This is a genomic window from Streptococcus sp. 5004, assembly GCF_013276755.1.
In the GTDB taxonomy this organism is placed as follows: domain Bacteria; phylum Bacillota; class Bacilli; order Lactobacillales; family Streptococcaceae; genus Streptococcus.
The window spans coordinates 51,294-71,853 of record NZ_VMLP01000018.1 but is presented as its reverse complement, the minus strand read 5'-3'; the positions used below and the strand labels follow the sequence as shown (position 1 = coordinate 71,853).

At 38.2% G+C, this 20,560-nt stretch carries 19 protein-coding genes and 1 pseudogene; 14 read left to right on the top strand and 6 right to left on the bottom strand.

Annotated features, from left to right (window positions below; translation table 11 throughout):
• Window positions 1–57: 57 nt before the first annotated feature.
• From HT685_RS06620 to HT685_RS06610, 3 genes and pseudogenes are all read left to right on the top strand, one after another.
• Window positions 58–729, top strand: a pseudogene (locus tag HT685_RS06620) (restriction endonuclease subunit S); the annotation flags it as partial.
• A gap of 89 nt (window positions 730–818) precedes the next feature.
• Window positions 819–1,616, top strand: coding sequence for a tyrosine-type DNA invertase PsrA (psrA, locus tag HT685_RS06615; protein ID WP_173278986.1), 798 nt, complete (start codon window positions 819–821; stop codon window positions 1,614–1,616).
• The gene (locus HT685_RS06610; protein ID WP_226372058.1) at window positions 1,603–2,190 is read left to right on the top strand and encodes a restriction endonuclease subunit S; all 588 of its coding nucleotides are present in this window, start codon (window positions 1,603–1,605) and stop codon (window positions 2,188–2,190) included. Before psrA ends, HT685_RS06610 begins: the two co-directional genes overlap by 14 nt.
• Here the strand turns inward: HT685_RS06610 and HT685_RS06605 are convergent.
• Genes HT685_RS06605 through HT685_RS06595 form a run of 3 tightly spaced genes read right to left on the bottom strand, consistent with a single transcriptional unit; the run spans window position 2,150 to window position 7,458 of the window.
• On the bottom strand, window positions 2,150–3,649 hold the full coding sequence (locus HT685_RS06605; RefSeq protein WP_138701384.1) for a restriction endonuclease subunit S: 1,500 nt from the start codon (window positions 3,647–3,649) through the stop codon (window positions 2,150–2,152). The two genes, HT685_RS06610 and HT685_RS06605, sit on opposite strands and share 41 nt — an antisense overlap.
• On the bottom strand, window positions 3,649–5,112 hold the full coding sequence (locus HT685_RS06600) for a class I SAM-dependent DNA methyltransferase (RefSeq protein WP_000029036.1): 1,464 nt from the start codon (window positions 5,110–5,112) through the stop codon (window positions 3,649–3,651). Before HT685_RS06600 ends, HT685_RS06605 begins: the two co-directional genes overlap by 1 nt.
• Window positions 5,113–5,124: 12 nt before the next feature.
• The gene (locus tag HT685_RS06595) at window positions 5,125–7,458 is read right to left on the bottom strand and encodes a DEAD/DEAH box helicase family protein (RefSeq protein WP_138701054.1); all 2,334 of its coding nucleotides are present in this window, start codon (window positions 7,456–7,458) and stop codon (window positions 5,125–5,127) included.
• A 607-nt stretch (window positions 7,459–8,065) separates the two neighbouring features.
• Between HT685_RS06595 and HT685_RS06590 the strand changes: the two genes are divergently transcribed.
• The 7 genes from HT685_RS06590 (at window position 8,066) to dnaJ (ending at window position 14,908) form a co-directional block, all read left to right on the top strand.
• Window positions 8,066–8,578: a DUF2812 domain-containing protein gene (locus HT685_RS06590; protein WP_023932562.1), complete on the top strand. Its 513-nt coding sequence runs from the start codon at window positions 8,066–8,068 to the stop codon at window positions 8,576–8,578.
• 160 nt (window positions 8,579–8,738) lie between these two features.
• A complete protein-coding gene (gene hrcA / locus HT685_RS06585; protein ID WP_000255760.1) occupies window positions 8,739–9,773 on the top strand; it encodes a heat-inducible transcriptional repressor HrcA in 1,035 nt (344 codons plus the stop codon).
• 26 nt (window positions 9,774–9,799) lie between these two features.
• Window positions 9,800–10,324 (top strand): nucleotide exchange factor GrpE, encoded by a 525-nt coding sequence (gene grpE, locus HT685_RS06580; protein WP_173226091.1) that lies wholly within the window; start codon window positions 9,800–9,802, stop codon window positions 10,322–10,324.
• 369 nt (window positions 10,325–10,693) lie between these two features.
• Window positions 10,694–12,517, top strand: coding sequence for a molecular chaperone DnaK (gene dnaK, locus HT685_RS06575; RefSeq protein ID WP_000034661.1), 1,824 nt, complete (start codon window positions 10,694–10,696; stop codon window positions 12,515–12,517).
• 12 nt (window positions 12,518–12,529) lie between these two features.
• Entirely contained in the window at window positions 12,530–12,883 is a 354-nt protein-coding gene (locus HT685_RS06570) for a hypothetical protein (RefSeq protein WP_173226092.1), read from the top strand.
• A gap of 59 nt (window positions 12,884–12,942) precedes the next feature.
• Complete coding sequence (locus tag HT685_RS06565) at window positions 12,943–13,575, top strand: DJ-1/PfpI family protein (RefSeq protein ID WP_173226094.1); 633 nt, start codon at window positions 12,943–12,945, stop codon at window positions 13,573–13,575.
• A 196-nt stretch (window positions 13,576–13,771) separates the two neighbouring features.
• Window positions 13,772–14,908: a molecular chaperone DnaJ gene (dnaJ, locus tag HT685_RS06560; protein WP_173226096.1), complete on the top strand. Its 1,137-nt coding sequence runs from the start codon at window positions 13,772–13,774 to the stop codon at window positions 14,906–14,908.
• 278 nt (window positions 14,909–15,186) lie between these two features.
• Here dnaJ and HT685_RS06555 read toward each other — a convergent pair whose 3' ends face one another.
• Window positions 15,187–15,474: a hypothetical protein gene (locus HT685_RS06555; protein WP_049532230.1), complete on the bottom strand. Its 288-nt coding sequence runs from the start codon at window positions 15,472–15,474 to the stop codon at window positions 15,187–15,189.
• Between the two features lie 9 nt (window positions 15,475–15,483).
• Window positions 15,484–15,894, bottom strand: a complete 411-nt coding sequence (locus HT685_RS06550) for an HIT family protein (RefSeq protein ID WP_173251409.1) — start codon at window positions 15,892–15,894, stop codon at window positions 15,484–15,486.
• A 67-nt stretch (window positions 15,895–15,961) separates the two neighbouring features.
• On the opposite strand from HT685_RS06550, the gene HT685_RS06545 reads away from it, so the two are divergent.
• Window positions 15,962–16,693 (top strand): ABC transporter ATP-binding protein, encoded by a 732-nt coding sequence (locus HT685_RS06545; protein ID WP_173278985.1) that lies wholly within the window; start codon window positions 15,962–15,964, stop codon window positions 16,691–16,693.
• The gene (locus HT685_RS06540) at window positions 16,690–17,739 is read left to right on the top strand and encodes an ABC transporter permease (RefSeq protein WP_173251404.1); all 1,050 of its coding nucleotides are present in this window, start codon (window positions 16,690–16,692) and stop codon (window positions 17,737–17,739) included. The genes HT685_RS06545 and HT685_RS06540 overlap by 4 nt, the downstream gene beginning before the upstream one ends.
• Window positions 17,740–17,800: 61 nt before the next feature.
• Here HT685_RS06540 and HT685_RS06535 read toward each other — a convergent pair whose 3' ends face one another.
• A complete protein-coding gene (locus tag HT685_RS06535) occupies window positions 17,801–18,130 on the bottom strand; it encodes a helicase BlpT (RefSeq protein WP_173219777.1) in 330 nt (109 codons plus the stop codon).
• Between the two features lie 295 nt (window positions 18,131–18,425).
• On the opposite strand from HT685_RS06535, the gene HT685_RS06530 reads away from it, so the two are divergent.
• A complete protein-coding gene (locus HT685_RS06530) occupies window positions 18,426–19,163 on the top strand; it encodes a response regulator transcription factor (RefSeq protein ID WP_173226104.1) in 738 nt (245 codons plus the stop codon).
• Between the two features lie 13 nt (window positions 19,164–19,176).
• Window positions 19,177–20,526 carry a sensor histidine kinase gene (locus tag HT685_RS06525; protein WP_173226107.1) on the top strand — a complete coding sequence of 450 codons (1,350 nt, stop codon included), beginning with the start codon at window positions 19,177–19,179 and terminating at the stop codon, window positions 20,524–20,526.
• Window positions 20,527–20,560: the final 34 nt, after the last annotated feature.

The following is a 20,560-nucleotide window of genomic DNA, read 5'->3' as shown; positions in this document are numbered from 1 at the left end:
GAACAGCTAGATAAAGAATTTCCAGATAAACTAAAAAAATCTATTCTTCAATATGCTATGCAAGGAAAATTAGTTGAACAAGACCCAAATGATGAATCAGTCGAAGTTTTACTTGAAAAAATACGAGCAGAAAAACAAAAACTCTTTGAAGAAGGCAAGATTAAAAAGAAAGATTTGGACATTTCTATTGTTTCCCAAGGAGATGATAACTCTTATTATGAGGAAGTTCCTTATGAAATACCAAAAAGTTGGGAGTGGGTGAGGTTTTCTACATTGGTTGAAATTGTTAGAGGTGGTTCTCCACGACCAATCAAAGATTATCTTACTTCCGAAGTAGATGGAATAAATTGGATAAAAATAGGTGATACTGAAAAGGGTGAAAAGTATATAAATAATGTTAAAGAAAAAATCAAAAAATCAGGGCTTAACAAAACTAGATTTGTAAAAAAAGGTACATTTTTGTTAACTAATTCTATGAGTTTTGGTAGACCTTATATTTTGAATGTTGATGGTGCAATACACGATGGATGGTTGGCTATTTCGAACTATGAAAACTCATTAAATAGAGATTACCTATTCTATATTCTTTCATCAAATGTAGTTTATTCTCAATTTTTATCTCTAATTAGTGGAGCTGTTGTGAAAAACTTGAATAGTGATAAAGTTGCTTCTATTCTAATCCCACTCCCACCCCTTCCTGAACAATCCAGAATCGTTGATAAAATCGAACAATTTTTCGCCCATATTGACGCACTAATTTAGTATAATAGTTTTACGTGCGGTGGAATTTCTATCAAACATAAGATAGGAGTTTTACGTTGAAAGAATTTGAATTACATTTGAAGAAAGCTGGTTTAGCTGAAAATACTGTGCGTTCGTACCTTTATGGTGTTCGATTTTTCTTGGAGAATTATGAACTCAAAATGGAAGATTTATTTGAATACAAGGGATATTTATTAGACAATTTTAAACCTAAAACTGTCAATTTGCGACTACAAGGAGTAAATAAATATCTGACTTTTATTGGTCATGATGATTTGAAATTAAAATTTGTCAAAGTACAGCAAAAACCGTTTTTAGAAGATGTCATTAGCTATGCTGATTACCTTTTTCTTAAACGTAGTTTGAAAAAAGATGGTACTTTAAAATGGCATTTTGTCGTTTGGTTTTTAGGTGCAACTGGGGCTCGTGTAAGTGAGCTTATTAAACTAAAAGTAGAGCATGTAGAAATCGGTTATTTTGACATTTACTCAAAAGGTGGTAAAATTCGTAGACTGTACATTCCTAAAAAATTAAGAAATAGTTGTCTTAGTTGGTTAGAATCAGAAAATCGCCGAAGTGGTTATTTATTTTTGAATAAATTTAATGAACCAATTACAGCAAGAGGAGTTGCTCAACAGTTAAAAAATTATGCTGATAAATACAAAATGAATCCTAAAGTAATTTACCCTCATTCTTTTAGACATTTATTTGCTAAGAATTTTTTATCGAAGTATAATGATATTGCCTTGCTTGCAGATTTGATGGGACACGAAAGTATAGAAACTACTCGAATTTATCTAAGGAAAACAGCTACTGAACAACAAAATATTGTAGATAAAATTGTTAATTGGTAAAAAAATAACAGGTGGTCAAATTGACCATCTGCTATTTTTTTGTGATTATGGCTCTTATTATGGGAAGATACCTATGAATTGGGTACAGACAACATTAAATTATATAGGAATAATTAGTACTGGTAACACGCCATCTAAAAATAGCCCTGAAAACTACGGCGGCGAAATACCATTCTATAAACCTGCTGATTTATTACAAGGAGAACTATACAATGCAACTGAATATTTATCGGTTCTAGGAAATACAAAATCCAGAAAAATAAAAGCAGGTTCTATTTTAATAAATGGTATTGGAAATATTGGAATTGCTGGGATTGTTCGTGTTGATGGAGCGTTCAATCAACAAATGCATGGCATAGAAGTATTTAATTTTGTCAACTCAAAATTTTTACTTTTAGCTATACAGTCTGATTTTATGCAAAAACAATTCAAGAACAATACATCATCTACCACTATTCCTATATTAAACAAAACTAGATTTTCTCAAACTATAATTAATTTTCCAGGTATACGTACACAAAAATTAATAATTACTAAAGCTGAGAAACTTTTTGAAAAAGTAAATCAATTTTAGCGACAATTCTCTTTTGTTCTAAAACTGAAGGAATACCTATTATTTTAGATTTTAGATACGAATAATGTCGAGCATAGCCCCTGTTCCTAACAAATAATAGCGTATAGTCTAAGTGGTATTTTAAAAATTTTGCAGATAAGCAAATTGGAGACAGAATTTTTACTCCGTCTGCACCAACAACAAAAGGGAAGTCTATAATCTTAAGATTTCTTGTATGGTCACCAAATATTACAACGTTTGTTTTATAGTCTAGAATCTTAGAAAAATTATTAGAAAATCCTTCAACTAATATTTTAGATTGACTAACTACTGGAATCTTGCCCTCTTTTACAATTTCAGACTGTTTTATTTGATAAGGCTTAGCTGAAATAGTTGTTACAATTTTTTCTAAAGGAGCTAGCAACCAAGTTGATCTTCTTGGAAAATCTATTTCAATTTTAATGTTATTCAGATAATAAGAGTTATCATCTCCTTGGGAAACAATAGAAATGTCCAAATCTTTCTTTTTAATCTTGCCTTCTTCAAAGAGTTTTTGTTTTTCTGCTCGTATTTTTTCAAGTAAAACTTCGACTGATTCATCATTTGGGTCTTGTTCAACTAATTTTCCTTGCATAGCATATTGAAGAATAGATTTTTTTAGTTTATCTGGAAATTCTTTATCTAGCTGTTCTAGTCTATTATAACTTTCAGCATATTCATCTACTTTTTCTAAAGCTGATTCGATTGCTTCTACTATTCGTTGTTGTTCGGATAGTGGGGGGAGAGGGATAAGAATAGAAGCAACTTTATCACTATTCAAGTTTTTCACAACAGCTCCACTAATTAGAGATAGAAATTGAGAATAAACTACATTTGATGAAAGAATATAGAATAGGTAATCTTTATTTAATGAGTTTTCATAGTTCGAAATAGCCAACCATCCATCGTGTATTGCACCATCAACATTCAAAATATAAGGTCTACCAAAACTCATAGAATTAGTTAACAAAAATGTACCTTTTTTTACAAATCTAGTTTTGTTAAGCCCTGATTTTTTGATTTTTTCTTTAACATTATTTATATACTTTTCACCCTTTTCAGTATCACCTATTTTTATCCAATTTATTCCATCTACTTCAGAAGTAAGATAATCTTTGATTGGTCGTGGAGAGCCACCTCTGATAATTTCAACCAATGTAGAAAACCTCACCCACTCCCAAGTATCAGGAATATCATAAGGAACATCAATTTCTTGAGTACTTCCATCAGCAAACTTCCCATAATGTTTCCCATCATCACCACGAAATATCTCAGTTTCCTTTTTATCTCGTTTGATTTTTCCTTCACTGATAAGTTTTTCTTTTTCAGCTTTAATTCTCTTTAATAATTCACTTGCAGGTTCGTCATTGGGATTTTGCGGCACTAATTTCCCTTCCATCGCTCTTTGGAGAATACTTGCCTTAAGTTGTTCTGGTGTCATTATTTGTCCTCCAACAACTGCAAAATATCAGCTAATACATTATCAATCTTATGATTTAAAGTTGCTCTTTCCGCTTGATAATTCTGAATCAACTCAAAGGGATTTAAGATTTCCTCTTCCTCTTTTGGAAAACCACACTGGTCTAAATTATAATTCAACTCAGCCAATTCACTAGGTGTAAATGATTTAGATTTGTAGAACTTACCTTCCAGAATCTCTTCACGATTTTCCCACCAGTCACGAACAGGATTGAAGTGTTCTGACTTCATCGGCTTAGTTTTCGAGAAATTTTTATAACCATCTGGCATATCTAAACGATAAAACCAAGTTTCTTCTGTTTTCTTTGTTTTATCAAAGAAAAGAATGTTCGTATGGATTCCTGTATACGGTGCAAAGACACTATGAGGCAACCTAATAATCGTATGCAAGTTGAACTCATCTACCAGTTTTTGTTTCAAGCGAGTTTTTACACCTTCACCAAATAGAAAACCATCAGGTAAAATAACTCCAACACGACCATTTTCTTTCAAACGATACATAATGACAGCCATAAATAAATCAGCTGTTTCAGAACTCCGTAATTCTGCTGGAAAGTTATTTTTTATTGTTTCTAATTCTGACCCTCCAAAAGGTGGATTCATCATAATAATGTCAAATTTTTCATCATCCGTATATTCACGAACATTTTTCTCTAAAGTATTTCCATGAACAATTTTAGGGTCATCAATTTCGTGAAGAAACAGATTTGTAACTGCTAAAAGATGAGGAAATGCTTTCTTTTCAATACCAAAAACAGCTGTATTATATTTTTTGGTATCTTCACTAGTTTTACGTTGACTACTTAAACGGTTCAGAGTCGAAGTCAAGAAGCCTCCTGTTCCGCAAGCAAGGTCTGCCATTGATTCTCCAAGTTTTGGGTTAAGAACTTCGGCAATAAAATCAGTCGCTGCACGTGGCGTATAAAATTCTCCTGAGTTCCCAGCATTTTGAATATCTTTAAGAATTTTTTCGTAAATATCATTAAACGAATGACGATCTTCAGGGCTATTGAAATCAACTTCATCAATAACATTGATGACTTGGCGTAACAAGACGCCATTTTTCATATAGTTGTTCGCATCTTCAAAAGCTGATTTAACAATCGTTTTTCGAATAGGCATAATTGAAGTTATTTCAAGCTCTTTCAACTCTTTGAATAACTTGTTATTGACAAAATCAAGTAATTCATCGCCTGTCAATACCCGCTCTCCATTTTGAGCATGAGCCCAATTCCGCCATTTTAATTCCTCTGGGATAATTGACTCATACTCGTCTTCTTCTAATTCCCAAACCATTTCACGGCTATCATAAATTTTTAAGAATAATAACCAAGACATTTGCTCAATACGTTGAGCATCACCATTAACACCAGCATCGTTTCGAGTGATATCTTGAATTCTTTTTACAAATGATGTAATTGACATACTTTCCTTTCATTAAGCTACTGTAAATAGCTCTTTCTCCAATTCTTTAATTGCTTGTAAATATCGTTTTTTATCTCCAAAATAAGTATTGATGATTTTGAAGGTTCCACCATATATCTGAAATTCTGGAAGTTTTAATGTTTCAATGCTTTCGAGTTCTCCAATACCTTTATCCATGTATTTGTCCAGTAAAATTTCCAAAACAGCACGCGCTTCCTCACTATATTTATATAAATATCCGCTTTGTTTGAGTTTATTGATACGTTCCGTTTTGGTTAATTCTTTTTGACCATAGGCAAGTTTTAGGAGTAAATCAAAATCATCGATTTCTTGTTCTGATATTCCCTCCGACTCTCGAATAGCATCTAGATAAACTCCTTTTTTATAAAGTTCGTCTAAGATAAGCTTCTTTTTATCCGCCGTATGCCAAACTGTGATAAAATCGTTCAAAGTGGCGTAGCTACCTAAGATATTCTTCCGAGTGTAGTCGGTCAGGCTTTCGGTAATCAGTTTCCCGTTTTCATCCAATACTTGAACAGTAGAATTAAGAATGGTAACCTGCTTGTCTGTAACGATATATTTTTCTACTGGGTCACCACCTTCGTTTACAAAACCAGGTGTAGTACCATTGTTTGTTTTTGCGCCCGTTTCCAGAACCTTCACTGGTTCACCATCAAAATCAGGGTCAGCAAACAAATTGGTAACATTTCGAAAATCAATAATCGTAAAAAATTCTTTCCCCTTTTGAGGATAAAGACGTGTGCCACGACCAATAATTTGTTTAAATTCAGTCATGGATTGGATATTAGAGTCTAAAACAATCAAACGACATGTTTTAGCATTAACTCCTGTCGTTAATAATTTAGACGTTGTTACAATAGCGGGAAAATTAGAATTGACATCCATAAAGTTATCCAGTTGAGCTTTTCCTTCAGCGTTGTCACCAGTTACTTGCATGACATAACGATAGTCTTCTTGGACTAAGTCTAGATTCTCTTTTACAAGTGCAGCACGCATTCGCTCGGCATGGTCAATATCAACACAAAAAACAATTGTTTTATCAAATCGTGCATTGTTTTGCTTCATATAATCAGAAACAAACTTGGCAACTCTTTGCGTTCTATCATCAATGACAATGGTTTTGTCAAAATCTTTCCTGCCGTAGTACCTATCTTCTATTAATTGTCCGTTAGCATCAACTTTTCCAGTTTCTGGACGATAACCATCCACATCCACATCTAAATTAATCCTCATAACACGATATGGAGCCAAAAAACCATCCTCGATTCCCTGTTTTAAACTATAAGTATAGATTGGCTCACCAAAGTATTCCGTATTGGAAGCATTCTTGGTTTCTTTAGGAGTAGCGGTCATCCCAATCTGTGTCGCAGAACTGAAATAATCAATCACCTTACGCCAGTTACTGTCTTCCTTAGCTGAGCCACGGTGCGCTTCATCAATTATGACTAAATCAAAGAAGTCTTTGTCAAACTTTTGATAATGTGTTTCAGTTCCATCTTCACCAGTTAGTTGCTGATAAAGCCCTAGATAAATTTCAAAAGAATTTAATTTTTCTGGAGCAGTCAAAAGTTTTGGTGTAATTTTCGTCATTATCTTTTCGAATGGCTTAAAGTCTTCAGCCATCGTTTGGTCTACTAAGATGTTTCTATCTGCTAAGAATAAAACTCGTTTAGCCAAACCAGCTTTTCGAAGGCGATGAATAATTTGAAAAGCCATGAACGTTTTCCCCGTTCCTGTTGCCATCACAAACATTACTCGTTTTTGTCCTCTGGCAACTGTTTCAATAGTACGGTTGATAGCTATTTGCTGATAATAGCGTGGCGTTTTCATTGAGAAGGCGTCTGTATAGTATGGAGTTGAGATAGCTTCTGTAATTTCGTACGTCAATCCTTTTTCCTTCGTCATACGAGAAAATAATTCTTCACGAGTAGGGAATTCGTCTAACTCCAACTCACGTTCTTCTCTCGTGATACGGTCGTGTTCAATAAAGCCATCACCATTCGAAGAATAAACAAATGGAACATCTAAAATCTCTCCATATTCAATAGCTTGTTGTAATCCTGCTCGAACGCTGTGTTTATTATCCTTTGCCTCAACAATTGCAATTCGAGTTCCAAATTGGTAATACAGTGAATAGTCTGATTTTTTTCCTTCTTTACGACGAGCCTTATCTCCTCTAACTTCAATTCGACCATCAGTGAAGTATTCTTCGTAAGCGATATGTTCACCATTTTTCCATCCTTTGGATACAATAGCAGGAGTGATGAAATTTGCTTTAATATCCTCCTCACTCATTTCTTTCTTAGACTTTATAAACTCAACCATATTGAACCCTCCGCATTCTAAAAATCTACTTCTCCATAAAATAAACTATCAGAACAAATTATACTTCTATTATATCACACTTATAAAAATACTCTGCTAAATTGTTGAAAATAAGTATGCAATATATTTTCGCATCGCGTCAGATTATCTCCGCATAACACCGCTATTTTTCACTGTTTTCGGCAGGCAACTTATTATCATTCTATAAGCACTTTCAGTCGGGCTGGTGAGCTATTTTTCAAAAATAAATAATCACATTTAAACATTTTGAAAGTATAAAATATCTACATCAGCCGTTCAAAAACTGGCGTAAATTTTGCTATAATATTTTAGTTTAAATAAAGATTTTTTTATGTCAAAAGGATTTTAACAATGCGGATGCTTCCTATTTTACTTCTCTTTTTAGCTCTACTACCGTTTTTCTCAAAGTTTGTCACTGGAGGTAGTTCTTTCAGTTGGAAAGTGTTTTTGATTTTCATAATAGATTGGGTTTTATTGATAGTTTTTGCGGTTCAGATTTCTTATATTTTTTGGAGATTGAGTCAAAAATGGAAAGAATTATCTAATAAATAACGCTAGGCATGTTTTCTAATTTTGGGGTAAGACAATGAATAGCAGAGTAGAATTTCGGATTTTCACCATTGTTGATTTGGACAAGGAAGAAGAGTATTTGCATGAGATGCATTTGAAAGGTTGGAGATATAGAACGGGTCGTTTTGGTTTGTTCTATCTTGACCAATGTCAACCAGACGATGTCATCTACCGTATCTATGATTCTAGATTTCTTAAAAAATATAAGCATGAACTGCAAGATTTTAGAAATAGAGGTTGGGAATTGATAGGAGCAGGTTTTTGTTCGATTCTTCGTAAATCGGCTTCTGATATACTTTCAGAGGATCAAGTCTATATGAGTAATAATCTCAGGTGGGAAGTTATGCGATATAGACTTCGTTCATGTGCAGCTACTTTCTTAGGAGGTTTTGTTGTTTGTATGAGTTTGTTTCGGGAAGAACTGTCGCAATCTTTCTTTGTCATTTTTGCTCTATATGCCTTTATGATTTCTTATCTAATCCATGGTTTTTTTAGACTTAAAAGGAAATACCAAGTAGATGGAAGGTAAGGTTCTAGGTCTTCAGACTGATTTTTAGCACTCTTGATAAAAGAGTGCTAATTTTTTGAGTTTTTGTCTTGACATTCTCTTTTAAGGGTGTATAATAGAATCATAAGTTAGCACTTGAGTGCATCGAGTGCTAATCGATCAGACAGAGAGGAGTGATGAGATGGTTACAGAGCGTCAGCAGGATATTTTAAATCTGATTATTGACATCTTTACCAAAACGCACGAACCTGTCGGATCCAAAGCCTTGCAAGAGTCTATTAACTCTAGCAGTGCTACCATTCGTAATGACATGGCGGCTCTAGAAAAGCAAGGTTTGCTTGAGAAGGCTCATACTTCAAGTGGTCGGATGCCAAGTGTTGCTGGTTTTCAGTACTATGTGAAACACTCACTGGATTTTGACCGACTAGCTGAAAATGAGGTATATGAGATTGTCAAAGCCTTTGATCAGGAATTCTTCAAATTGGAGGATATTCTGCAAGAGGCTGCTAATCTACTGACAGACTTGAGTGGCTGTACGGTAGTGGCACTGGATGTTGAGCCCAGCAGGCAGTGGTTGACAGCCTTTGATATCGTTGTTTTGGGGCAACATACAGCCTTGGCAGTATTTACCCTAGACGAGTCGCGAACGGTTACCAGTCAGTTTCTGATTCCAAGGAACTTCTTGCAGGAAGATTTGCTGAAACTGAAGGCAATCATTCGAGAACGTTTCCTCGGTCACACTGTTCTAGATATTCACTACAAGATTCGGACGGAGATTCCGCAGATTATCCAGCGATACTTTACAACAACGGACAATGTCATTGATCTCTTTGAACACATCTTTAAGGAAATGTTCAACGAAAACATTGTGGTGGCGGGCAAGGTCAATCTCTTGAATTTTGCCAATCTGGCAGCTTATCAGTTCTTTGACCAACCGCAAAAGGTGGCTCTGGAGATTCGTGAGGGATTGCGTGAAGATCAGATGCAAAATGTCTGTGTTGCAGACAGTCAAGAGTCCTGTCTAGCTGACCTAGCGGTGATTAGTAGCAAGTTCCTCATTCCTTATCGGGGAGTTGGAATTCTAGCCATTATCGGTCCAGTCAATCTGGATTACCAACAGCTAATCAACCAAGTCAATGTGGTCAACCGTGTTTTGACCATGAAGTTGACAGATTTTTACCGCTACCTCAGTAGTAATCATTACGAAGTACATTAAGATTGAAATCATTAAAGGAGGCGAAAATGGCCCAAGATAAAAAAAATGAAGAAGTAGAAGAAGTCCAAGAAGAGGAAGTTGTGGAAACGGTAGAAGAAACAACTCCTGAGAAGTCTGAATTGGACTTGGCAAATGAACGTGCGGATGAGTTTGAAAATAAATACCTTCGCGCTCATGCAGAAATGCAAAATATCCAACGTCGTGCCAATGAAGAGCGTCAAAACTTGCAACGTTATCGTAGCCAGGACTTGGCAAAAGCAATTCTCCCTTCTTTGGATAACCTAGAGCGTGCACTCGCGGTTGAAGGTTTGACAGACGATGTCAAAAAAGGATTGGAAATGGTGCAAGAAAGCTTGATTCACGCTTTGAAAGAAGAAGGAATCGAAGAAATCGCAGCTGACGGTGAATTTGACCATAACTATCATATGGCCATCCAAACTCTCCCAGCAGACGATGAACACCCAGCAGATACTATCGCCCAAGTTTTCCAAAAAGGCTACAAACTCCATGACCGCATCCTACGCCCAGCAATGGTAGTTGTTTACAACTAGGCAATTCTGACGGTAGCTAAAGCAACTCGTCAGAAAACGGCAATCGCTATGGCGCTTGCCTAGCCTCCTTACTAACTCGTCGTCGAAATAAAATCGATTTCGACTCCTCGTGTCGCAATTTACATAATAGAAAACTTGTCCGAAACGACACTAAACTATGAAGAAAGATAAAAAAGTAGTTCAGCTTTGCAATAGTGAGCGAAGCGAACCAAAGACGATACTCTTCGCCGTGGCGCTATTTGCGTAAACTTTGAGACCTTAGGTTCAAAGTTTAGTCAAAGAGATTGACGAAGTCAAGCTCTAACGGCACCGCCACTTAAGAAGAGTATCAAAAAGAAAAAAAGAAGATAAATTTAAGGAGAAAAACACATGTCTAAAATTATCGGTATTGACTTAGGTACAACAAACTCAGCAGTTGCAGTTCTTGAAGGAACTGAAAGCAAAATCATCGCAAACCCAGAAGGAAACCGCACAACTCCATCTGTAGTATCATTCAAAAACGGCGAAATCATCGTTGGTGATGCTGCAAAACGCCAAGCAGTCACAAACCCAGATACAGTCATCTCTATCAAATCTAAAATGGGAACTTCTGAAAAAGTTTCTGCTAACGGAAAAGAATACACTCCACAAGAAATCTCAGCAATGATTCTTCAATATTTGAAAGGCTACGCTGAAGATTACCTTGGTGAAAAAGTAACTAAAGCAGTTATCACAGTTCCAGCTTACTTCAACGACGCTCAACGTCAAGCAACAAAAGACGCTGGTAAAATCGCTGGTCTTGAAGTAGAACGTATTGTCAACGAACCAACAGCAGCAGCTCTTGCTTACGGTTTGGACAAGACTGACAAAGAAGAAAAAATCTTGGTATTCGACCTTGGTGGTGGTACATTCGACGTATCTATCCTTGAATTGGGTGACGGTGTCTTCGACGTATTGTCAACTGCAGGGGACAACAAACTTGGTGGTGACGACTTTGACCAAAAAATCATTGACCACTTAGTAGCAGAATTCAAGAAAGAAAACGGTATTGACTTGTCTACTGATAAGATGGCAATGCAACGTTTGAAAGATGCAGCTGAAAAAGCGAAGAAAGACCTTTCTGGTGTAACTTCAACTCAAATCAGCTTGCCATTTATCACTGCTGGTGAAGCTGGACCTCTTCACTTGGAAATGACTTTGACTCGTGCTAAATTTGACGATTTGACTCGTGACCTTGTAGAACGTACAAAAGTTCCAGTTCGTCAAGCCCTTTCAGATGCAGGTTTGAGCTTGTCAGAAATCGACGAAGTTATCCTTGTTGGTGGTTCAACTCGTATCCCAGCCGTTGTCGAAGCAGTTAAGGCTGAAACTGGTAAAGAACCAAACAAATCAGTAAACCCTGACGAAGTAGTTGCTATGGGTGCTGCCATCCAAGGTGGTGTCATCACTGGTGATGTCAAAGACGTTGTCCTTCTTGACGTAACACCATTGTCACTTGGTATCGAAACAATGGGTGGTGTATTCACAAAACTCATCGACCGCAACACTACTATTCCAACATCTAAATCACAAGTCTTCTCAACTGCTGCAGACAACCAACCAGCCGTCGATATCCACGTTCTTCAAGGTGAACGCCCAATGGCAGCAGATAACAAGACTCTTGGACGCTTCCAATTGACAGATATCCCAGCTGCACCTCGTGGAATTCCTCAAATCGAAGTAACATTTGATATCGACAAGAACGGTATCGTGTCTGTTAAGGCTAAAGATCTTGGAACTCAAAAAGAACAAACTATTGTGATCCAATCTAACTCAGGTTTGACTGACGAAGAAATCGACCGCATGATGAAAGATGCAGAAGCTAACGCTGAAGCAGATAAGAAACGTAAAGAAGAAGTAGACCTTCGTAACGAAGTAGACCAAGCGATCTTTGCGACTGAAAAGACAATCAAGGAAACTGAAGGCAAAGGCTTCGACGCAGAACGTGACGCTGCCCAAGCTGCCCTTGATGACCTTAAGAAAGCGCAAGAAGACAACAACTTGGACGACATGAAAGCAAAACTTGAAGCATTGAACGAAAAAGCTCAAGGACTTGCTGTTAAACTTTACGAACAAGCCGCCGCAGCCCAACAAGCTCAAGCAGGAGCAGAAGGTGCACAAGCAACAGGAAACGCAGGCGATGACGTCGTAGACGGAGAGTTTACTGAAAAGTAAGGGGCTAGTGTTATGAGTGTTAATAAAAATAATCTTTCTGACATTGCAGATTATCATGAAAAGATAAAGTTTTTTGAAGAATTATTTAATTTGCATTGTAATTCAACAGAAATGATGGTAACTGTGGAAAGAAATGGAAATGTCATTTATAAAGAATTTACAGAAGTAGCTGTTGGTAAGAGTAAATATGACTACACTTCTGTGTTTAAAGATGTTATGATTGACTTTTCAGATCATATACGTCAGGAGTTAGATCTATATAAAACACAAGACCCACACTATAATAAATTTGAATTTGATTTGGCTAAAAGGTCTTTGAAGATTACTACTAGAGATAATACAATAATTTTTATTTCAAAGGAATAGTCTAACCACAGAGGTTGCAACCCAGCCTCTGTTTTTCGGTAAAATAGAGGATGTTGCGTATGAAAAAAGTACTTTGTATCATTTATCCTAATTTTTCTCTTTATGAGATAGCCTCTTTAACAAGTACTTTAGCTCTGTCTTTTGATATCACGATTGATTATGTCGCTTCTGAGAATTCGATGGTGGTCTCTGAGGATGGTTTGTCCTGTCAACCGACGAAAATATTGGGTCAGATCCGTATAGAAGATTATTCTTGTGTGATTTTGCCAGGAATGGTAAATATAGGTTCTGCTCTACAAGATGAGAAATTGATCTCGTTTTTGAGAAGGCTTAATGAGCAAGATATCCTAATTGCAGCTATTTCTTCAGCGCCCCTTTTATTGGCGAAAGCAGGTTTGTTGAACGACACGAAATTTACAGGTGGAATTTGGCAAAACTTCTTTGACTATTTTGAATTTCTTCCACGTGAGAATTTCCAACCGAAAGTTCTTGTCCAAGATAAACAAATCATTACGGCTATCGGTTTTGCACATCAAGAGTTTGCAAGAAAAGTGATTTTCGGTTTAGGGTTGGCAGAGAATGCTGACAACTATTTTAAAGAACAGAACGAATATTCAGAAGAGGATTTGATATTTACTCTATCAGATGAAGAGTTTAATCAAGTGAAGCAGAGTATAGAAAACAGCCTCTAAAGATTTACATGAAAATTATAGAAAGGAACAAAGGTGTTCGTAACTGAACACGGGTTCCCAAATTTCTTACTCAATATAAAAGAAAGGAATTGAATCCGACCTAAATTCTCGGAAAAAAGATAAATCTGTCTAGGAGCATCGCTCCAGCGTCAGATTTCCTATTTTTCAGTCGAATTTTACGGTCTTGGTATCTTGTATGAACAATACTGAATTTTATGATCGTCTGGGGGTGTCCAAAAACGCTTCGGCAGACGAGATCAAAAAGGCTTATCGTAAGCTTTCGAAAAAATATCACCCAGATATCAACAAGGAGCCTGGTGCTGAGGAAAAGTACAAGGAAGTTCAGGAAGCCTATGAGACTTTGAGTGACGACCAAAAACGGGCTGCCTATGACCAATACGGTGCTGCTGGAGCCAACGGTGGTTTTGGTGGAGCTGGTGGTTTCGGCGGTTTCGATGGGGCAGGTGGCTTCGGTGGTTTTGAGGACATCTTCTCAAGTTTCTTCGGCGGAGGCGGTGCTTCGCGCAATCCAAATGCTCCTCGTCAAGGGGATGACCTCCAATACCGTGTGAATTTGACCTTTGAAGAAGCTATTTTTGGAGCTGAAAAAGAAGTCAAATATAACCGTGAAGCAAGCTGTCGTACATGTAATGGCTCAGGTGCTAAGCTAGGAACCAGTCCAGTCACTTGTGGACGCTGTCATGGCGCTGGTGTCATTAACGTCGATACGCAGACTCCGCTTGGTATGATGCGTCGCCAAGTAACCTGTGATGTCTGTCACGGTCGCGGAAAAGAAATCAAAGATCCATGTACAACATGTCATGGAACAGGGCATGAAAAACAAGCTCATAGCGTACATGTGAAAATCCCTGCTGGTGTGGAAACTGGTCAACAAATTCGCCTAGCAGGCCAAGGTGAAGCAGGCTTTAACGGTGGACCTTATGGTGACTTGTATGTAGTGGTTTCTGTGGAAGCCAGCGACAAGTTTGAACGTGAAGGAACTACTATCTTCTATAATCTCAACCTCAACTTTGTCCAAGCGGCTCTTGGTGATACAGTGGATATCCCAACGGTTCACGGTGATGTTGAATTGGTTATCCCAGAGGGAACTCAGACTGGTAAGAAATTCCGCCTACGTGGCAAGGGAGCTCCTAGCCTTCGTGGTGGTGCAGTTGGTGACCAATACGTTACTGTTAATGTCGTAACACCGACAGGCTTGAACGACCGCCAAAAAGCAGCGCTTAAAGAATTCGCAGCTGCAGGTGATTTAAAAGTCAATCCAAAGAAAAAGGGCTTCTTTGACCATATTAAAGATGCCTTTGAAGGAGAATAAAGCAAAAAGAGCCGAGTGGCTCTTTTTGCTTGTAGATTTTTAAGACTTTCCTTAAGTGATGACGGACGGTAGCGACCTTCTTCGAAGTTCCATACCTAAACTTTGAGCCTAGGTCTCAAAGTTTCCGGACACCTGAAACTAAGCTGTTTCAGGTATTTTCATTACGGCGGAAAGACTTCGATTTAGTTATGAAATGGTGAATGAGTTGCCTAAATTATGATGTATAGTTGATGGGATATAACTTGTTTACGTTTTAAAAAAGAGCCGTCGGGCTCTTTTTACTTATCTTCCAGTTCCTGTGTTTCTTTGATCACAGCTAGTCTAGTCTGGATATCTTTTTCCAAGATCTTAAACTTGTAAGTCAGGTCTTCTTGGTATTCCTTGATGAGTTCTTTTTGCTGGTCAATGATTTGCAGGCTGTTTTGGATAATATCCACATCGTCCTTGATAGCTTGAACGCGGTCAGTGGTATTCAAGACTTCATCTGTGATGGTTTGACGATTTTTTGTGACCAGATAACTTCCAGCTGCAGCTCCTGCAAATAGCAGTAGATTGGATAATTTCATGGCAACTCCTTAGGCGTTTTTGATAGTTTCAGCGACTTGAGCGAGTTTGTCAAAGTCTGGTTCGTGGGCGATAAAATCAATCTTGAGGTCATCGTCCGAACTGTAGCGAGGCACGAGGTGAACGTGGGTATGAAAGACTGTTTGACCAGCGACTTCTTCACAGTTGGCAATGATATTCATACCAGCAGCTTTGGTAGCTTTCATGACTTTTTGAGCCACTTTTGGCACTTGGGCAAAGAGTTGGCTGGCGCTAGTAGCGTCCATTTCCAAAAGATTGCGATAGTGTTCTTTGGGAACGACCAAGGTATGTCCTGGTGTCACTTGAGAGATATCAAGAAAGGCAAGAACCTGCTCATCTTCATATACTTTTGAAGCAGGGATTTCCCCTGCGATGATTTTACAAAAAATGCAATCTGACATAAAATCTACCTCTACTGTATTGAATTTTGATATAATATAGCTACATTATACCAGATTTGGAGAAAATATGTTAGAAATTAAAAACCTGACAGGTGGCTATGTCCATGTCCCTGTCTTGAAAGATGTGTCCTTTACCGCTGAAAGTGGACAGTTGGTCGGTTTGATTGGTCTCAATGGTGCTGGTAAATCGACGACAATCAATGAGATTATCGGTCTGTTGACACCTTATAGTGGTTCTATCAATATCAATGGCTTGACCCTGCAAGAAGATGCAACGAGCTACCGCAAGCAAATTGGCTACATTCCTGAGACGCCTAGTCTGTATGAGGAATTGACTCTCAGAGAGCATATCGAAACGGTTGCCATGGCTTATAGTATTGAGCAGAAAGTGGCTTTTGAGCGAGTAGAGCCCTTGTTAAAAATGTTCCGTCTGGACCAGAAATTAGACTGGTTTCCTGTTCATTTTTCAAAAGGGATGAAGCAAAAGGTCATGATTATTTGTGCTTTTGTGGTGGATCCGAGTCTTTTTATCGTGGATGAGCCTTTCCTTGGTCTTGATCCGCTGGCTATTGCGGACTTGATTCAGCTTTTGGAAGTGGAAAAGCAAAAAGGCAAGTCTATTCTCATGAGTACCCACGTGCTGGATTCGGCTGAGAAGATGTGTGATGCCTTTGTTATTCTTCACAAGGGAGAGGTGCGTGCCAAGGGAAATCTCCTGCAACTGCGCGAAGCCTTTAACATGCCTGAGGCTAGTTTGAATGATATTTACTTGGCTCTGACCAAAGAGGAGGAGCTATGAAAGACTTGTTTTTAAAGAGAAAGCAGGCTTTTCGTAAGGAGTGTGTCGGTTATCTGCGCTATGTTCTCAATGACCACTTTGTCTTGTTCCTGCTTGTCTTGCTAGGTTTTTTAGCCTACCAGTACAGTCAACTCTTGCAAGATTTTCCTGAAAATCGTTGGCCTATCCTTCTGTTTGTAGGAATTACGTCTGTTTTACTTTTGCTTTGGGGAGGAATTGCCACCTATATGGAGGCTCCAGACAAGCTCTTTCTCTTAGTCGGAGAAGAGGAAATCAAACTCCATCTTAAGCGTCAAACCGGCATTTCCCTAGTTTTTTGGCTCTTTGTCCAGACCCTTTTCTTGCTTTTATTTGCGCCCCTATTTTTGGCGATGGGTTACGGCTTGCCACTTTTTCTGGTCTATGTGCTTTTATTGGGGGTAGGAAAATATTTCCTCTTTCGTCAAAAGGCCAGCAAATTTTTCACTGAAACTGGACTGGACTGGGACTATGTCATTTCTCAAGAAAGCAAGCGTAAGCAAGTTTTGCTTCGTTTCTTTGCACTCTTTACGCAGGTCAAGGGAATTTCAAACAGTGTCAAGCGTCGTGCCTATCTGGACTTTATCCTAAAGGCTGTTCAGAAGGTGCCTGGGAAGATTTGGCAAAATCTCTATCTGCGTTCTTATCTGCGAAATGGAGACCTCTTTGCGCTCAGTCTCCGTCTGCTCCTACTTTCCTTGCTGGCGCAAGTCTTTATCGAGCAAGCTTGGATTGCGACAGCAGTGGTAGTTCTCTTTAACTACCTCTTGCTCTTCCAGTTACTGGCCCTCTATCATGCCTTTGACTACCAGTATTTGACCCAACTTTTTCCACTGGACAAGGGGCAAAAAGAAAAAGGCTTGCAGGCTGTAGTCCGAGGGTTGACCAGTTTTGTTTTACTGGTGGAATTAGTTGTCGGGTTGATTACCTTCCAAGAAAAACTGGCCCTTCTAGCCTTACTGGGAGCTGGTTTGGTTTTACTAGTCTTGTATTTGCCTTATCAGGTAAAACGTCAGATGCAGGACTAACATTGCCTATATGACACTAAAAAAGAAGTTGAGTTCAGTCTGTCTCAGCTTCTTTTATTTTCTACAGGATAATGGTTGGTCCGTAGAGACTCAACTTGGTCTTGACTTGGTCAAAGTGGAAGCGGTCATAGGCCCGCCAAGCGGCGCGAGTTGGAGCATCTGGATTGAGAGCACTGAGTCCCATGAGAAGGCTGGAAGTCTGGTAAAATTTTTCCAGTTCAATCAAGACTCGATTATCCACTGTCTCAGACTTGGCTAGAAAACCAAGAATAGAGTTTAGCTGCTCCTGAAAGCGGACGTCGTCAGCGCTTGCCTGTTTGCATGCTTGGTAGGCTTTGTTTAAGTCAGTAATCAAAGTCTGAGCTCTTTTGATAGGGTCTGTATCTGTCATGAGAATTCCTCCTTTAATCTTGGTGCCAGTCTTGTTTCTAGCAACTGTGTTTTGATACTGTCAGTTTATCACTTTTATCTCCTTTTTCACCATCAAATCTTTAATTGTTCTTGAAATTTCCTGAATGGTACTGTTAAGATTTTATGATAAAATAGTGGTAAGATTATCATGCTTATTTGAGGAACAAGATACCTTTCAGGAGCGTTAAAGGCCTGTTTAGGATTGGGTGGGCTTGTATCATAGTATTTTTGCTATTCTATTTTTAGGAAGAAATCGAAACAAGGAGAGTAAGAAGATGAGAATATTTGTTTTAGAAGATGATTTTTCCCAACAGACTAGGATTGAAACGACGATTGAGAAACTCTTGAAGGAGCATCATATCACTCCCAGCTCTTTTGAAGTTTTTGGTAAGCCAGACCAGCTGCTGGCAGAGGTGCATGAGAAGGGAGCCCATCAGCTATTCTTTTTGGATATTGAGATTCGAAATGAGGAGATGAAGGGTCTGGAAGTGGCTAGAAAGATTCGGGATCGGGATCCTTATGCCCTGATTGTCTTTGTGACGACTCACTCGGAGTTTATGCCCCTGTCCTTTCGCTACCAAGTGTCTGCTTTGGACTATATTGATAAGGCCTTGTCAGCTGAGGAGTTTGAGTCTCGGATCGAGACAGCCCTCCTCTATGCCAATAGTCAAGATAGTAAGAGTCTGGCGGAAGATTGCTTTTACTTTAAATCAAAATTTGCCCAATTTCAGTATCCTTTTCAAGAGGTTTACTATCTCGAAACATCGCCCAGAGCCCATCGTGTTATTCTCTATACCAAGACAGACAGATTGGAATTTACAGCGAGTTTAGAGGAGGTTTTCAAGCAGGAACCCCGTCTCTTGCAGTGCCATCGCTCTTTTCTCATCAATCCTGCCAATGTAGTTCGTTTGGATAAGAAAGAAAAACTCCTTTTCTTTCCCAATGGGGGAAGCTGTATGATAGCGCGTTATAAGGTCAGGGAAGTATCTGAGGCTATCAATAACTTACATTGAGTGAGGTGCTGGAATGGAATTAGTTTGGAAGATAGTATATGTGTTTTTGATATCTGGATTGGAATTGTTTATATTTTTTAAGGTGGATGGAATTGTTCTAACTCTGGAGAGAGTTTTTAAGTCCTTTCTTTTTAAGCTACTTTTAGCAGTTGTTTTTGTAACGATTAGCTATATAGTAGGAAATACTTACCTATCTTATTTTATGGAACCCTTGTACGGCATTGGTTTATCTTTCTTATTGTTAAGAGGGCTTCCTAAAAAACTACTCTTCTTTTATGGTCTCTTTCCAATGATGTTGGTGAATCTTTTTTTCAGGGTAGTCTCCTATTTTGTGCTTCCATTTTTGGGGCAAGGGCATGTGTATGATGACCGCTCTTTTATTTGGTTATGTATAAAAATTTTCATTTGCTTTATTTCTCTAGCCTTTTTGAAATGGTTAGACTATGATTTTACTAGTTTGAGAAGGGAGATTCTCGATAAAGGTTTTCAAAAGTCCCTGACTAAGATTAACTGGATAATGGGGGCTTACTATCTAGTGATGCAAAGTCTGTCTTATTTTGAAAATGTACAAGGTATTCAATCAACGACTGTTCGCCATCTGATTCTAGTGTTTTACCTACTCTTTTTTATGGGGATTATCAAGAAGCTGGATACCTATTTGAAGGACAAACTCCATGAGAGACTGGACCAAGAACAGGCCTTGCGCTACAGAGATATGGAACGCTATAGTCGGCATATAGAGGAACTTTACAAGGAAGTACGGAGTTTTCGCCATGACTACACCAACCTCTTGACCAGTTTACGTCTGGGCATTGAAGAGGAGGATATGGAGCAGATAAAAGAGGTCTACGACTCTGTCTTAAAGGATTCTAGTGAAAAATTGCAGGACAATAAATATGACCTGGGCCGATTGGTGAATATTCGTGATAAAGCCCTCAAAAGTCTCCTAGCAGGAAAGTTTTTAAAAGCCAGAGATAAGAACATTGTCTTTAATGTAGAAGTTCCAGAGGAGATTCAGGTAGAGGGGATGAGTCTACTTGATTTTCTAACCATTGTGTCTATCCTTTGTGACAACGCTATTGAAGCCAGTGCAGAGGCTAGTCAACCTCATGTTTCAATCGCCTTTTTAAAAAATGGGGCACAGGAGACCTTTATCATCGAAAATGCCATCAAAGAAGAGGGTATAGACATTTCTGAGATTTTCTCCTTTGGAACCAGTTCTAAAGGGGAGGAGAGAGGAGTTGGTCTCTATACCGTTATGAAGATTGTGGCAAGTCATCCTAATACCAGTCTAAATACCACCTGCCAAAATCAAGTCTTTCGTCAGGTTTTAACAGTTCACTCGATGTCAGTTGATGATTAGAAGACTTGTGGAAAGAAGTACTGCCTGCAGTCAT

Bases quoted from the DNA above. Each gene is read 5' to 3' on its own strand.
- HT685_RS06605 (WP_138701384.1), bottom strand. From the start codon at position 3,649: ATGACACCAGAACAACTTAAGGCAAGTATTCTCCAAAGAGCGATGGAA.
- HT685_RS06600 (WP_000029036.1), bottom strand. From the start codon at position 5,112: ATGTCAATTACATCATTTGTAAAAAGAATTCAAGATATCACTCGAAAC.
- HT685_RS06595 (WP_138701054.1), bottom strand. From the start codon at position 7,458: ATGGTTGAGTTTATAAAGTCTAAGAAAGAAATGAGTGAGGAGGATATT.
- HT685_RS06590 (WP_023932562.1), top strand. From the start codon at position 8,066: ATGAATAGCAGAGTAGAATTTCGGATTTTCACCATTGTTGATTTGGAC.
- hrcA (WP_000255760.1), top strand. From the start codon at position 8,739: ATGGTTACAGAGCGTCAGCAGGATATTTTAAATCTGATTATTGACATC.
- grpE (WP_173226091.1), top strand. From the start codon at position 9,800: ATGGCCCAAGATAAAAAAAATGAAGAAGTAGAAGAAGTCCAAGAAGAG.
- dnaK (WP_000034661.1), top strand. From the start codon at position 10,694: ATGTCTAAAATTATCGGTATTGACTTAGGTACAACAAACTCAGCAGTT.
- HT685_RS06570 (WP_173226092.1), top strand. From the start codon at position 12,530: ATGAGTGTTAATAAAAATAATCTTTCTGACATTGCAGATTATCATGAA.
- HT685_RS06565 (WP_173226094.1), top strand. From the start codon at position 12,943: ATGAAAAAAGTACTTTGTATCATTTATCCTAATTTTTCTCTTTATGAG.
- dnaJ (WP_173226096.1), top strand. From the start codon at position 13,772: ATGAACAATACTGAATTTTATGATCGTCTGGGGGTGTCCAAAAACGCT.
- HT685_RS06555 (WP_049532230.1), bottom strand. From the start codon at position 15,474: ATGAAATTATCCAATCTACTGCTATTTGCAGGAGCTGCAGCTGGAAGT.
- HT685_RS06550 (WP_173251409.1), bottom strand. From the start codon at position 15,894: ATGTCAGATTGCATTTTTTGTAAAATCATCGCAGGGGAAATCCCTGCT.
- HT685_RS06545 (WP_173278985.1), top strand. From the start codon at position 15,962: ATGTTAGAAATTAAAAACCTGACAGGTGGCTATGTCCATGTCCCTGTC.
- HT685_RS06540 (WP_173251404.1), top strand. From the start codon at position 16,690: ATGAAAGACTTGTTTTTAAAGAGAAAGCAGGCTTTTCGTAAGGAGTGT.
- HT685_RS06535 (WP_173219777.1), bottom strand. From the start codon at position 18,130: ATGACAGATACAGACCCTATCAAAAGAGCTCAGACTTTGATTACTGAC.
- HT685_RS06530 (WP_173226104.1), top strand. From the start codon at position 18,426: ATGAGAATATTTGTTTTAGAAGATGATTTTTCCCAACAGACTAGGATT.
- HT685_RS06525 (WP_173226107.1), top strand. From the start codon at position 19,177: ATGGAATTAGTTTGGAAGATAGTATATGTGTTTTTGATATCTGGATTG.